13 protein-coding genes are annotated in these 14,168 nt (G+C 62.4%); 8 read left to right on the top strand and 5 right to left on the bottom strand.

What is annotated here, in order from left to right:
• The first annotated feature begins 4 nt into the window (after positions 1-4).
• The 8 genes from HEP69_RS07595 to HEP69_RS07560 all read left to right on the top strand — a co-directional run bounded on the left by HEP69_RS07595 (position 5) and on the right by HEP69_RS07560 (position 10,248).
• Positions 5-1,021 carry a hypothetical protein gene (locus HEP69_RS07595; protein WP_290557956.1) on the top strand — a complete coding sequence of 339 codons (1,017 nt, stop codon included), beginning with the start codon at positions 5-7 and terminating at the stop codon, positions 1,019-1,021.
• A 119-nt stretch (positions 1,022-1,140) separates the two neighbouring features.
• Positions 1,141-2,163 (top strand): hypothetical protein, encoded by a 1,023-nt coding sequence (locus HEP69_RS07590; protein ID WP_290557955.1) that lies wholly within the window; start codon positions 1,141-1,143, stop codon positions 2,161-2,163.
• A 660-nt stretch (positions 2,164-2,823) separates the two neighbouring features.
• Entirely contained in the window at positions 2,824-5,646 is a 2,823-nt protein-coding gene (locus HEP69_RS07585; RefSeq protein ID WP_290557954.1) for a molybdopterin cofactor-binding domain-containing protein, read from the top strand.
• Positions 5,643-6,164 (top strand): 2Fe-2S iron-sulfur cluster-binding protein, encoded by a 522-nt coding sequence (locus tag HEP69_RS07580; RefSeq protein ID WP_290557953.1) that lies wholly within the window; start codon positions 5,643-5,645, stop codon positions 6,162-6,164. Before HEP69_RS07585 ends, HEP69_RS07580 begins: the two co-directional genes overlap by 4 nt.
• Positions 6,161-7,114: a hypothetical protein gene (locus HEP69_RS07575; protein ID WP_290557952.1), complete on the top strand. Its 954-nt coding sequence runs from the start codon at positions 6,161-6,163 to the stop codon at positions 7,112-7,114. The genes HEP69_RS07580 and HEP69_RS07575 overlap by 4 nt, the downstream gene beginning before the upstream one ends.
• On the top strand, positions 7,111-7,803 hold the full coding sequence (locus HEP69_RS07570) for a Crp/Fnr family transcriptional regulator (RefSeq protein ID WP_290557951.1): 693 nt from the start codon (positions 7,111-7,113) through the stop codon (positions 7,801-7,803). The genes HEP69_RS07575 and HEP69_RS07570 overlap by 4 nt, the downstream gene beginning before the upstream one ends.
• Before the next feature lie 138 nt (positions 7,804-7,941).
• On the top strand, positions 7,942-8,820 hold the full coding sequence (locus HEP69_RS07565; protein ID WP_290557950.1) for an AraC family transcriptional regulator: 879 nt from the start codon (positions 7,942-7,944) through the stop codon (positions 8,818-8,820).
• Between the two features lie 51 nt (positions 8,821-8,871).
• Entirely contained in the window at positions 8,872-10,248 is a 1,377-nt protein-coding gene (locus tag HEP69_RS07560) for an amidase (RefSeq protein WP_290557949.1), read from the top strand.
• Positions 10,249-10,277: 29 nt separating this feature from the next.
• Here HEP69_RS07560 and HEP69_RS07555 read toward each other — a convergent pair whose 3' ends face one another.
• The 5 genes from HEP69_RS07555 to HEP69_RS07535 all read right to left on the bottom strand — a co-directional run.
• Entirely contained in the window at positions 10,278-10,667 is a 390-nt protein-coding gene (locus HEP69_RS07555; protein WP_290557948.1) for a nuclear transport factor 2 family protein, read from the bottom strand.
• Positions 10,668-10,716: 49 nt separating this feature from the next.
• Positions 10,717-11,106 carry a VOC family protein gene (locus tag HEP69_RS07550; RefSeq protein ID WP_290557947.1) on the bottom strand — a complete coding sequence of 130 codons (390 nt, stop codon included), beginning with the start codon at positions 11,104-11,106 and terminating at the stop codon, positions 10,717-10,719.
• 61 nt (positions 11,107-11,167) lie between these two features.
• Entirely contained in the window at positions 11,168-11,869 is a 702-nt protein-coding gene (locus tag HEP69_RS07545; RefSeq protein WP_290557946.1) for a hypothetical protein, read from the bottom strand.
• The gene (locus HEP69_RS07540; RefSeq protein WP_290557945.1) at positions 11,866-12,762 is read right to left on the bottom strand and encodes an alpha/beta hydrolase; all 897 of its coding nucleotides are present in this window, start codon (positions 12,760-12,762) and stop codon (positions 11,866-11,868) included. Before HEP69_RS07540 ends, HEP69_RS07545 begins: the two co-directional genes overlap by 4 nt.
• Before the next feature lie 31 nt (positions 12,763-12,793).
• Positions 12,794-14,168, bottom strand: a 1,375-nt coding sequence (locus HEP69_RS07535) for an NAD(P)/FAD-dependent oxidoreductase (protein WP_290557944.1), incomplete at its 5' end; no start/stop codon positions are given.

Below are 14,168 nucleotides of genomic sequence, written 5' to 3'. Positions count from 1 at the left end.
TCTCATGGGTGATACTTGGCCCGGCGTCGTGGTACGCAACAAAGGCGGTGAAGATGGCACCGTTCCCCGCAAAACCTCCTCTAACTCGCCCGATATTCTGATTTCGGGCAAGGACCCGTTCAAGGATCCCAGTTTCCTGACCGATCCCGCCAACTACGGCAACGACTATGACAACCAGCTCTATATCGGTTGGCCGAACTACCTTTATGTGCGAGGCAAGAACTTCACAGATGCCGACCTATCGGGAAGCTGGAACCTCTTTTTTGCCGAGCCGAACATCCTGCTATACCCGTATCTTTGGGAGGAAAACCAACTCGCCACTTCCAGCGGGAACATGAACCCGCCCTTCGATATCAAAGCCGGTGAGATCGGCGCGTCGAACGATCCGTTTACATGGGTGCCGCCGGATGTCTCGGATCACTACTGTCTGATCGGTATCGCCAACACGCCCGATCACGGCAATCCGTTGGCAGGTGTCACCAATATCACCAGCCTGGCCGAAGTTATGGCCAACAACGCCAACATCGCGCAGCGCAACGTTCAGATGATCCGCGGCGCGCGCCCGCAGGTCGTGGCCAAGGCGGGCTATAATCAGGGATCGGAAGGGGCCCGGGTCGATCTGGCTGTGGTGTTCCGCAACATTCCCAAAGGCAGCAGCTATACCGTGTCCTCGGGCACTCCGCTCAATGGCGAGACGCTCAGCTATAGCGAAAAGGACACCAAGGCCAACGATTTCAAATATGCTTGGGTCGATCAGGATATCCCCGCACAATGGGATACGATGTTCACTTATACGCTGACCTTCGGCCAGGACTGGAGCGGCATTCCCGCCGGCGCCCGCCCCGAAGTCGAAATCCGCGGTGAACTGGTGCAGGGTGAGGATGATCCGCTCTACCGCCTGGGCGTCGACCCGGGGCTCGACCCGGTTACCGGTGCGGCCCGGGTCAGCGTCCGGGGCGGTCCGGTGCGTATCGTCACCGCAGGAAGCGTCCGCACCGTATGCGTGGATATCGGCCCGTAAGAAAACGAACCCGATCAGGCGCGCCACCCTCGTTCGGGCGCGCCAATCTCTGACCTTTGTTGCGACACGCCCACCTCGGTCGTGACAGGTGACGCCTGCCTGCAAGAAAGGACAATCGTATGACCAATGATCGAATTTGGCCCGGGATCCTGATCAGAGCGGATATCGATGATACTGGCACAATACCTCGCACACCCTTGGCCAATTCGCCCGACATCCCGATCTCCGGGGCGCAACCATTGGAAGACCCCGGCATCCTGACCGATCCCGAGAGTTACGATCAGGTCTATGATTATGATGTTGAGGCTGGTTTTCCGACCTACGCCTATATGCGCGGCAAAAACATGGCGGACCGCCGGATTGACGGTGAATGGAGCCTTTTCTACGCCGCACCCAATATCCTGCTCTACCCGTCTCTCTGGCAGCAAAACCAACTGGCCAATGGCACCGGTGACCTGAACCCGCCGTTTTGGATCGAACCGGGAGGGGTGGCAGCCACACTCGATGCTTTCAACTGGGTCATGCCGGTCGAACTGGATCAATGTTCGATGATTGGCATGGCCGTGACGCCAGAACATGGCAATTCGTTCAACGGTGTGACCGCGCTGAACGATCTTGTTCGGGTTTTGGCGGAAAATGGGAATGTCGCACAGTTCAATGTGGGGATTGTTCGGGGCGATGTGCCGGATATCACGTCAAGCGTGCATTACGAGCAGGGCAGCGAGGCCCCCCGCGTCGATATCGTTACGATCTTCAAGAATACTCCGAAAGGCAGCAGCTATTCGATCGCCGCCTCTACACCGTTGAATGGGCGGACATTGTCGGCTTCCGGTGCCGACACGCAGGAGAACACCTTCAAGATCGCCTCGGTGGATCTGGATATCCCGGCGCTCTGGGCCGCAACGTTCAATTATGAGCTGACTTTTGGATCCGATTGGTCCGGTATCCCGGACGGTGCCGGGCCCCAGGTCGAGATACGCGCCGAACTGGTTATGCAAAGCGATCACCCGCTCTATGCGCTGGGTGCCGATCTGGATCTTGATGTGGCGTCGGGCACGCTCAGAACCGCCGCGGATGGGTGGGCTCTCCATATCGTCGTCGCGGGTGGGTTCAGGACCGTATGCGCGGATATGGGTCCCTGAGCCCCGGCGGTTCACACTGCGGGTCGAATCGGGCGGATGGACAAAAAATCGACACATGCCCCGCTAGTGTTTCACGGGCGATCCTCGGGGAGGAAGTGACATGCATTGCGCGGATCAGGTGAGCGGCTTCGATATCGGCCATGCCGATATCGTACCCTGCGGCCTGGTTTGGATTTGGTGCCTGTTATGCGTTGATCCGTCGAGGGCGATGCGGGCTTATCCGCTCAGCCGCAGGCTGGATCGGCGCTGTGAGGTGACGCGGCGCGTCGGTCCGACCGCAGCGGGTTATGCCGATGCATCCGCTAGCCGGTTCAGCAAATGCTGCGGCGACCTGCACTCTGCCTCCGACCGAGGCGACGGTCGGCCTTGCATGGTCCCAAGTGTTTGGCCTTCGGGAAAACACGTTCAGCATGATTCTGATATATCGTATCCTCTTAAAGTTGATTCTCGATCGAGATCTTGCGCCATGACGGCAGGTCGGCTGCCCCCGGTGTCAGGCCATTCCGCCGGTCGCACCATGTGGAAGTCCGACTGGCGATGCGGCTTTTGGATCGGGACGCGAGGATCCCTGTCCAGGCCCCCTATCCATGGGCAGACATCGCCGACCCCAGTCCCCGTTACATCGGCGGGGCGCCAGCAAAGCAGCAAGGACCGAGGACCATGACCTCCGATCTCTCCCAGCGCCAACCTTTATGCGGCCCGCAGATCAGCCGACGGCATGTCTTGACCGGGCTAATGGGCACTGTCGCGGTGTCGATCCTGGGCGTGCCGTCGATGGCGCGCGCGACTGGGCAGGCACAGGTGGGGCGGACGGCCTCGACCGTGCCGGGAATCGCCAGCCAGCGGATCGACGGGGTGGCCAAGGTCACCGGGCAAAAGGTCTATGCCCGCGATTTCAATGCCCGCGACATGGACGGGTGGCCGGATCTGCAATGGTACGGCATGTATCTGCGTGCGCTGACGACGCAAGGCGCCTTCTTGGGGCTGGATCTGTCCACCCTGCCCGAGGCCGCGAAACCGCGCCGCGTCATCCTGGGCGATCAGCTCAGCGACGCGATGCGCGCGCCTCGCACCCTGTTTCGGCGAGACCTCGCAATCGACCTTCAACTTCAGGAGCGCTATCAGGCGCAGCGCGCGGATCCGAGCTTTGATCGCCCTGATGCGGTGGTCTTTGACCTTATCGTGCAGCCCGGCAACCGCCCTGATTTTCTCGGTCAGGCCGTTGCGCTTTTGGTTTTTGACGATATCGGCAGCTTTCGCGCAGCACAGCGCGCGATGCAGTTTCAGGATGCTAGGTTCCAGCGGTATGAGGCGGCCCTCGAAAGGGCCCCGGCCCCCGCGCCGGGGCAGCCGTTTTTCCCCCAGACCACCTATGTAAAGTATCAGGACGCGTTCAGCTATGCCACCGCCGATCCCGACACCTATATGGCGCAGGTCCCCAATTACCGGGCCAGGATCGACGCTTATCTCGATGCCCATCCCGAGTTTCCGCGCCAGAGCTTTATGTCGCGGATGCGTGCCATGGATCCGATGTTCATGGAGCCTGAGACTGGTCTCGTCTGGCAGGATCGAGCGACCGGCACTATGAACCTGGTCCTTGGAACCCAGTCACCGGACCACGATGTCGAAAACATCCTGTCGATGTACGATACGCCCGATGCACCCTTTGCGCTATCGGGTATCACCCTGACCAGCTGCTATCCGGGGGGCGGCTTTGGCGGGCGCGACAGTTCGCCGTTCTCGCTGATGCTTGCGCTGGCCGGGGCCTATGCCGATGGCAATCCACTGCGCCTGGCCTACGACCGGTTCGAGCAATTCCGTGTCGGGCTGAAACGTCACGCCGCCGATATCAGCGGAGAACTGGTGGTTGCGCCGGATATGACCCTCCAATCGGTCCAGATGGACCTGACTTTCGATGGGGGCGGGCGCAAGAATCTCAGCCCCTATGTCGCGTCGCTGGCGGCGCTGTGTGCGGGCGGCTCTTATACCGTGCCGTTCGCCAATATCCATGCCAAGGCGCTCCATACCGAAAACATCTCGGGCGGATCGCAGCGCGGGTTCGGGGGTCCGCAGGCGTTCTTTGCCATTGAAACCGCCCTGGACGATCTGGCCGTCGGGCAGGGGTGGGACCCTTTCGCGCTGCGCCGCAAGAATCTGCTCACCCCAGGAGATGCCACGGTCGTCGGTGGCCCCATCCGACAAGAACTGCGCCTGGCCGAGATGCTCGATATCGCCGAGGCACACCCCGCTTGGGCCGACCGCGACGCGATCAAGGCCGATTATGCCCGGCGCGGGCTGACCTACGGGACGGGCATGGCCATGTCGCTTCAAGCCTATGGCACGTCCGGCGATGGTATGATCGCGGCCATCCTGATCGAACCGGACGGAGCGCTGACCGTGCAATCGGGGGCGGTCGATATGGGCAATGGGTCGGCCACGACCCTGGGCGTGGTGATCGGTGACATCCTTGGCGCCAATGCGGCGCAGGTCGATATGGGGGGCTATACGCTTTGGGGGCAGACCGGGCTGACCACTGACGATCCTGAGGGTCTACGCTGGGACAATCCGAAATGGACGGCGAAATCCGTGGGCTCCTCCTCGGCCTGTCTCACGGGATTGCACCAGGTTCACACCGTCCAGCAAACCGCCCATGGGCTGATGGCGGCCGCGGTCCTGCCCGCGGCGCGTCAGATCTGGGGCCTGGGCACCCTCGACCGGTCGCAGGTGACCTGGACCGACGGGCAGCTCGTTTTTCTGCCAGGCGGCAAGGATGCGCTGCCCTGGCCGCAGATCGCGGGGTTCATTCACGCCAACGGCCTGCCGCGCGGTGCGCTGGGTCATGCCTATTTTCAGGACATTTGGTCCGAGGCCGATTTTCCCACCGACAGCGGTCTGGTGCGGCTGCAACTCGACGGCCTCTCGCTTTATCAGACGGGTTCTGCAGGTCCGGTCCGGATTACCCGGCAAAACACGACAGGACCCGACAGGGGATCCAAACGCTATGCCCGCTATGTCTGGGCGCCCTGCGTCAATGTCGTGGGGCTGGCCGTCGACCGGAGAACCGGTATCGTGCAGACCGAAACGGTGCTGAGCGTGCTGAATGCCGGCCGCGTGCATGTTCCGCAGCTTGTCTCGGGGCAGAGCCAGGGCGGCGTGGCGATGGCCATCAGCTATACCCTGCTCGAAGACATGCCGCCGGGGATGGCCGGTCCCGCCGACGGGCGCTGGAACCTTCATCGCTATCACGTGGCACGGGCTCAGGACGTACCGCTTGCCACACGTCTCGCCCCTCACCGTCGGTCACAGGAACTGATTGTGCTGCCCGAAAGCCCAGGGGACGGCAAGGCAGGGCGCGGCATTGCCGAAGCGGTGATGTGTTCGGTGCCACCCGCCATATCCAACGCTCTGCGCGACGCGGTTGGCGTGCGCTATGCCGATCTGCCGATCACGCCCGAGGTCATTCTGAAAGGACTGAACCCATGAGCATCTCATTTTTCGTCAACGGGGTACTGCAAGAGGTCGAAGACAGCCGCGCCGAGGGTCGTCTGATCGACTATCTTCATGATGACCTATACCTGACCGGCACCAAGTTCTGCTGCGGCATCGGTGTCTGCCGTGCCTGTACCGTCACCGTGTCGAAGCCACCCAACCCGGTGCCGTCGCCGGTCATCAGCTGCTCGACCGTATTGGCCACCCTCGACGGGAGCCATGTCTCGACCATCGAAAGTGTCGCCCGCGATGGCGTCCTTGATCCCGTGCAGGAGGCGTTCCTACATAATTTCTCGTTCCAATGCGGGTATTGCACGCCGGGCTTTGTGATGGCGGCACGCCTGCTGCTTGACCGTTTGGCGGTCGCTCCGGTGCCGCACGACCAGCTTGACGAGGCGATACACGACGCCATCGGCGCCCATATCTGCCGGTGTACCGGCTATGTCCGCTATTACGAGGCGCTGCGTCCCCTCGCCGAAGCGGCGATTGTCGGTGAGGGGGCGGCACAATGATCCGTCCCATCCTTGCGGTTCTGTTGTTGCTGGCACCCGCCGCTCAGGCGCAGACCTCCAATGCCGAATACGCGGCCGCCTGTCGAGCCGCGGTCGGGCCGCTGCCTGAGTTTTCCTGCGCCGATGGCATGCCAGTGCCGATTACAGTGGATGGTGTGCCCGTGACCGACCGGGCGCCCGCCACATGCGACCGGCCTTCTTTGCTGGATAACGGTCCTGGTTCTGACGGGCAATGCGTGCCTTTCTCCCGCATCCTCGATCTCTCGACCGACCGGATGCAGGTCTCGGTCATGTGTCGCCAAAAGGTCTTTCGCTCGCTCGCGTCTATGGAATTCGATGAGATCGACGTGATCGCCCACAATCCCGATACAGGCGCGACATGCTGGTTCCAGGCCTCCGCCGAGGAGGGTGTACCAGTCAGCGGTGTCCGGGTGCCCGCGCCCACGGCGGCACTCGATGACAGGTTCTGGAAAACGCCGCAGGAGGTCGTTGCAGACGGTTGCGGCGATTGCCACGACAACGATCCGTTCATGTTCTCGCCTTTCGTTGGCCAGGTCTGGTCGGAGGTGCCGGTCAACCCGTTTGGTCCCTATGCGCATGTGGGTGCGGAATTCGGGTTTGATGCCTGGCCGACTACCGCGATGACTCCGCGCGACAACACCTGTGTCGGCTGTCACCGGATCGGCATCGGCGCGGCGAACTATGCGGACCGAAAGGTCGGCAGCTGCGCTCAGCTCACCGACTGGATGACCGGGGTCGAGATCCCGCCGGGCGCCGACGGCCCGGCCGGAACCTACCCGCTGTCGCATGCCATGCCCCCAGGATTTGGCGAAAGCGAAGAGGCCTGGAATGTCATCTTTGCCCAATCCGTCGCACAGATCCGCTCGTGCTGCGAAGATCCCTCTCAGACGATGTGCGTCCTGTCCCAGATACCGGCATTGATCCGATGAAGAACGCCGTCCGCTTTCCGCATGTGTTAAAAAGCCAGTTGCTGGTTGATCTGCCCGAAGACCAGAAGACCGACTTTGTAAACCAATGCGCGGTCCGCTTTTATGATAAGCCCCAGCAGATCCTGGTGCAGGATCAACGCCCCTCGGGCATGTTCATTGTGGCCCACGGCATGGTCGAGATCGGCTATTTTACGCCCGGGGGTCAGTGCTCGATCCTCCATCATGCCGGGCCGGGTGAGGTGTTGGGCATCATTGAGGCCGTGGCCGATGCGCCTTGCGCCGCCACCTGCCTGACCCAACCCAGCACGACGTTGCTTTTCTGCCCGACACCGCTCCTTTTCGATTACATCAAGTCGCCGGTTTTCATCCGGAACTTCGCCCGGAACTTCTGTGATCTTCTGGACCGGGACAACAAGTTCCGGTCGGTCGATCAGTTCCAGTCGGTCGATCAGAAGATCTGTAGCTATCTGGCACGGCTGGCCAACCAGACGCAGGTCATCCGCAGAAGCCAGTCCTATCTGGCCAATATGGTCGGCTGCTCACGCCAGACCATGAACCGAATGCTGGGGGCATTGCGCAACGACGGGATTATCGAGCTGCGCAAAGGTGCGATCGTGGTCCTGAAACAGTCCGAGCTTCAGGCCCGTGCCGACACTCATCCAGACGTCGACAAGACCCGCCTCAACTGATCGGTGCCTGTCTGCACTGCAGGTTCGTCTGTGGCGTCCACGGGGTGGTACGAATGCGCCAGACCCGGTGCGATTGCGACCGACATATGATACCGATATTGGGATACAGGATCCACGCCACAAAACGCCCAGTTGAGGATGACCGCCCAAAGTATTGCCAAAGCATGTGCCTTGATCGAGCGGGATCTCAGTGCGCCCCACCCGATTGCCCGCCTTGCCAGAGATGTCGGAATGGCCGAGCATCATTTCCAGCGGCAGTTTGCGGCCGCGACCGGCGAGACGGTCGCGGGTTATGTCCGGGCGCGCCGATTGGAGCGGGCGGCGATTGCGCTTCGGCAATCTCAGGCGCGCGTCCTGGATATCGCGCTGGATTGTGGATTTAGCACGCACGCGGCGATGACACGGGCGTTCAAGGCGCATTTTGGCGTTGCCCCGGCTGTTTTTCGCCGGACTCAGCCGGAAATCCAGAGCCAAGACGTCATTACCAGGCCATATCTCAGGCCGGTCGAAGCGGGTGGGTTTGCGATGACTTGCGATTGCGTTGAGATGCCCGCGCAATGGCTGGCGTGGCGCAAGGCGACCGGGATGACCGAAGGTCGCTCTTTCCCCGATCTGTCCGCGACACGCGCGGCCTTTGCCGCGCTCAGCCGCGACCTTAACGGGCGCGAGGCGGTGTTTGGAGCCGGGTACCGGACCGGTCCGTCCTCGTTCGAAGATCCACAGGCGACAGCGCATTATGGCGCGTTCATGGAGGCAAGGATCCCGCTGGACTGGCCCGAAGGCTGGACGAGGCTGCCCGCCGGACCCTTTGCCATCTTCCCGCATTTTGGCCCGCTGACCACCGTTCATCTGACCTGGCATCGGGCAGCGCGGGTGGGTCTGGGAAGGCTTGGCCTGAGGTTCAGGGCGGGGTGGATGTTCGAAACCTATCTGTCGGCCGATATCGATGCGCCGCGCAAGGCATTGACCGCGCTCATCCACCTTCCGGTCGAAAAAAGCACATTCGGGACAGCATAGGATCGCGCGCCAGGTCTATGCCTGCGGGATAACTCACAGCCGGAGACTGCCATGACTGTTCCTGCCTCTCTTGCGCGCCCCTTGCGCGAGATCACAACCGAGATAGCACATGATGACAGACGCGTGGCCCTTTATGCCGATCTGGCCGCACACAGAGACAGGCAGGAGCCGACACTGCGCGCCTTTGAGGCCAGAAGAGAGGTTTGCCCTGATCTTGCGGCCGCGCCGCTGAACGGGCTACCTATCACGGTCAAGGATCAGATCGCTGTCGCGGGCTGGCCGCGCGGTTTCGGGTTGGAACGACCGCCGCGCCACCGGGATGCCGCGAGCGCCGCCGTCGTTGCCCGTCTCCAGGCGTTGGGTGCGGTGGTCACCGGCAAGACCGCGCTCCCTCCCAATGCGCTCGACTTTCAGACCTACAACCGCCGCCGGGGATTTACCGGCAACCCCCATGATCCGCAGGTCACCGCGGGCGGCAGCTCCGGCGGCGGTGCGGCTGCTGTGGCAAGTGGCATGAGCCTTCTCGATGTCGGGGCCGATTTGGCCGGGTCGCTGCGATTGCCTGCGGGGTGGTGTGGGGTGAGTTCTCTCACACCGACCGAGGGCGCCTTGTCAGGTGACGGGATGCTGCAGGGATCGCAGTCGCTGGACCATTTCGCGCGCATCGGGTTTATCGCGCAGCGCGCTCGGGATCTGTCGTTTGTCTGGTCCCTGTTGCAACCCCGCTCGACCCCGATCCACGCTATGCAGGATGCGCCCAGGATTGCGGTTTGGGCGCCGGAAGGCCACCCGTTTTGTGACGCCGACACCCATGCCGCCTGGACTTCGGTGCCGACCCAGCTCTCCCAGGCCGGTTTGGGAGTGGACCCCGATCCGATGACATGGCTTTTGGCGCCAGACATGTATCGCCTTGCGGGAGAGATCATCGGTTACGAGACCGGAGCGCTCATCCCCGCGCCGATCCGCTGGCTGATGCGGCGGGACCACGGTGCCGCCCGGCGGTCGCCCGGATTTGTCGCGCACATTCATGATGGGTATCGCCGGGACCGGGCACGCTATGCGCAAAACCTGGACCTGTTGCAAATGGTGCGGTCCCAGGCCCTGGCGCGCTGTGGCCATATGGATGCTTTGATCTTACCGGTGACGGGCATCTGCGCGTTTCGGCACATCAAACCGATGCGCGACAGGTCCGGTGTGCGCGATTACGACCAGCAGTTTGCAACGCTTGCCGGTCCGTTGCCCTATTTCGATGCGTTGACCCGGTTCACGCTGCCCTTGACCCTGCTCGGCTGGCCGGTGGTCACAATCCCTCTTGGGCGGGATCGCAACGGTATCCCGATCGGAGCGCAGATTGTCGGCAAACCCCACACCGAGCCCGCTTTGCTTGGCCTCGCCGAGACGCTGGCTTGCGTATTCGATGCGGATTGAGACCGGGCGATCGGTCCCTTGCGGCGGACCTATGGCGCAAGAGGTTCGGCGCTGTGAAGCGCGGGGATATCCCAAACCTCCGCAATCTTGCCATCGACGATGCGCCACAGAACGGCCACATCGAAGGCGATCCGCTGTGCGCCCAGTTTCAGCCGGTTGCGTGTCTGGACGACCACCAACTCCTCACCAATGGCCCGCGCCTCGCGGGGCTCTACTGCAAATGTGCCGCCCGTCTGCCTCTGCAGCGTGTCGAAAAAGCGCAGGATCTCGCCAAAGCCACTGTAGTCGCCGTGTAACTCTGGCATGTCGGTGTTGAAAAAATGCCAGACCGCATCAGGATGAAACAAGTCAGCGCATGCTGAGAGGTTCGCGATATCGACACGTTCCAGGAGAGTGATGTTCGGGTGAGAGTGGATCATGGCCCAGGGCCCTTTCATTGATGAGTTGCTTGGATTGAGACAGGGGGCGTCAGCCCAAGGGACTGGGGTCCGACGTCATGACAAAGACGCAGAACTTGTTGCCGTCTGGATCGCGGAAATAGCCGCCAAAGAACCCACCCGATACGGGGCTGGGTACGCCTGCATCCGTGGCACCCAGGTCCAGCGCTCTGCGATGGAGCCGGGCGACATGAGCCTTGTCGGTTGCCATCAGCGCGACCATCGTGCCATTGCCCGCCCGCGCGGGCTGCCCATCGCTCGGGAAAGTCGCAACAAGCAGCGGCCTGGATGGCCCGAATCCCCAGGCGATCATCCGATCGAGGCTATATGCGCGCGCGCCGCCAAGATCGGGCAGCAGCGCGTCAAAAAACGCCGCCGTGCGCTCCAGATCTGACGTGCCAATCGTGACGTAGCCAATCATTTCTCAGTCCTCCGTGCGGTCTTCCTGCTGACCCAAACCGGGCCGATTACGGTTTGCAACGTCATGGCGCGTCCAACCATTCTAGCAACGGAGCAAGCCAAAGCGCGTCGGGTGTGTAGAAAAGGCCATGCGCCAGACCGGTCCGAAAGACGAGGTCGGTCGTATCCTCAACGTGAGGGGTCCGCTCAAACAGCGGCGCGCAGGAGAACCCCAGATCGTCGGCGGCATCAACCATCGAAAAGAGACGCCCCTGCACCCCATCGGCTGACCGGTCCTGCCCCGAAACGATCCCTGCGGTGCACCCGGCAAGGATGGCATAGTTCAGATCGGGGTTTTGCAACCGGCTGGCGGCGCGAAGGGTCACATATCCGCCTTTGCTGAAGCCTATGACGCTGATCCGGCGCGCAGGCACACCAGCGTCGAGAAGGCGGGAAATGTGGCCCGTCAACGTCTCGACATAGTCCAACCCGCCGGGGCCTCTGACTTCGGCGATGACGATGCGTCCAGGCGCGGCCAGCCGCTGGGTGATCTCGAAGAACTGGTATGCGCCGAACCGTGGAGACACAGCCTTGGGACCCTGTTGCTCGATGATCCGTCCATGGACATAAAACACATAGCTTGCCTCTGTATCGATCTCGGACGGCGGGGCATTCAGGACGGTTTGCGCCCTTGCGCCGCCGACCAGACAGGTGAGGGCGACAAGCGCTGCACCAAGGATAGGGCCCAGAATGCGGGCTGACAGATGTCTTTCTTCGGCAGTCATGGCGATGCCTTTCTTTGTTCAGTCTCGGGGGGTTTTCTGGCGTGCTGGGGAGAGGATGCGGGCATGGGCACTTGGTGGCTGGGATGCAGCCAGACAGGCAGCGTTCGATCCGATATCCAGGCCCGCACGAGCGCGGCCGCGAGGTCTGGCCATCCCAGACACCATCCGTGGCCCCCTTGGGCGATAACACCCGCCTGGGCCCCCGGCACGACCGATTGAAAGATCGGCAAGGCCTCCCGAATGGGACGAAGCTCGTTTTGTCCGGCAACGAACAATGTCGGGTGATGGATCGGACCGGAGAGCGCTTGAAGCCTGAACTTCACGGCTGCCAGTCCAACGTCGCGCACGGTTTTGGGGCTGGCATGGGGCTGACCGTCCGTATCGCTCATCAGATCGGTCTGATGAACGCCATTGGCCCGGGCCGAAGCGTCACGCAGGGCTTTGATCCGCATCGCGGGATAGCTCAGGCGAATGGCGAGGTTGACCAAACCGATATGCCGCATGTTGCCCGCATGCACGCCTGAAATCAGGGCGGATGCCACAAGGGTCCGACGCCGTGCCATCAGATGCAGCGCGACGAATCCTCCCAAAGACAGACCCACAAGATGAACCGGGGTCGGCATCTGATCGGCGATGACCTCCGACACCGCATCGGCCGCGGCGCGCAGCCCCTGGAAGGGGAGCTGCCTGCTGAGGCCATGCCCCGGCAAGTCCGGCAGAAAGCAATGGAACTCAGGCAACCGGTCGGCAACGGGTTGAAAACTGCGCCCGGTCAGACCGCCGCCGTGCAGAAAGACGACGGATGGAGCATCCTTGGGTCCGGTGTGCAGCCCGCTCAGCATCGCGACGGCTCTGCAACAGCCGCGTGTTTCGTGGGCTCCAGACCCAAGCATGCGCAGGTTCCTAAAGCCGTTAAGACATCGCTCATTGTGTTTCCTCATTTCTGGTGATTTCGGTCAGGTATATGTCCCGCGCAGCCTTACGACCGCTGCGGATGGCGCCTTCGACATAGCCCCAGAACGTCCCGTCCAGCTCTGCCCCGGCAAAGCGTACAGGCCCGTCCCAGGATGCAAGCCGGTCGACTGCGTCCCGGTATCTGCCGACCCGCACCGACGCATTATAGCCACCGCCGGACCATGGATCGTCGACCCAGATCGCTTCAGCGGTCCTCAGGGGATCTTGAGCCTTTGGCCCTAATGCGCGTGTGAGATGATGCAACAGGCGTGCGATTCGTGCCTCGGCTGTCAAAGCCGACCAGATCCGCGCCTCTGGTCCGCCCAGAAACGCCGTCAGCCGGGGTGGGCTGGCGTCGCACATACTGGTGTCGACCACCACCAGCCCTGCCGGGTCCGAGAACGAAACCGTCCCGCTAAGTCCCTGGAGGCGCCAAAAGGCCGTCTCGTAAATGAGGACGGTTTTGATCATATCGCCCGGTTCAAACGCGTCGAGAAGCGGTGCAAGCGCGTCGGCCTCATCCAGATCGAAGGCAATCCGCCGCGCGGCGGAGGGGGGTACGGCAACGATGGCGTGATCGGCCTGCCAACGCCCCTTTGCAGATGTGACTGTGACCCCGCGTCCGGTGGCAGAAATCCGAGTGACCGGCGCCTCAAGCCGGGGTGTGTGGTCAAGCCTGTGGGACAGGACGTCAATCACCTGACCCAGGCCTTGGGGAAACTGGAACTCAAGATCGTCACGCTTGGAGGCATAGCGTTTAAGCACTGCGCGAAAGGCGGGGGCGTCCAGGGCTTCGGGCGCGGCACCGCAGATCTCGCAAAACATCGCATAGGCGATCGCATGATCCTCTTCACATAGCAGCAATGCGTCGAGGGCGGCGGCAAGACTGTCTTTGGGCGCCTGTCTGGCTGTCAAGGCGTGCGAAACGCCGCGCCGTGCCTCGCCCAGATCGTCCCACGGGGTTGTCCACCACAGATAGGTCTGGCGCAGGGCGCGCACCAGCTCCCTTGGGCTGTCCCACTGCAGAACCTGTGCGTCGAGAAGGTCATAGATCTCATCCGCCGAGATCAGATCCTCGCGGGGGATTACCTCGCCCTGCACCACGCAGAGACTGGCGCCGGTTCGAGGCACCGGAGAACAATCGAGCCCCGCCTGACGGGCAAGCTCCAGGACCGCAGTCATGTCGCCATTCACCATCTGCGCGCCACGGTCGAATATGCCGACGCCATCCAGCGCCGTGGTATGAACCCGACCCCCGAGGCGTGAGCGCGCCCCCAGGATCTGACAGCCCAGACCCTGAGCTTCACCCGCGCCCCCACCCCCCGGCCCCCCCGCCCCCCCCCAC

Source organism: Aestuariivita sp. (genome assembly GCF_021404545.1).
In the GTDB taxonomy this organism is placed as follows: domain Bacteria; phylum Pseudomonadota; class Alphaproteobacteria; order Rhodobacterales; family Rhodobacteraceae; genus Aestuariivita.
This window is presented reverse-complemented; position numbering and strand designations above follow the sequence as displayed.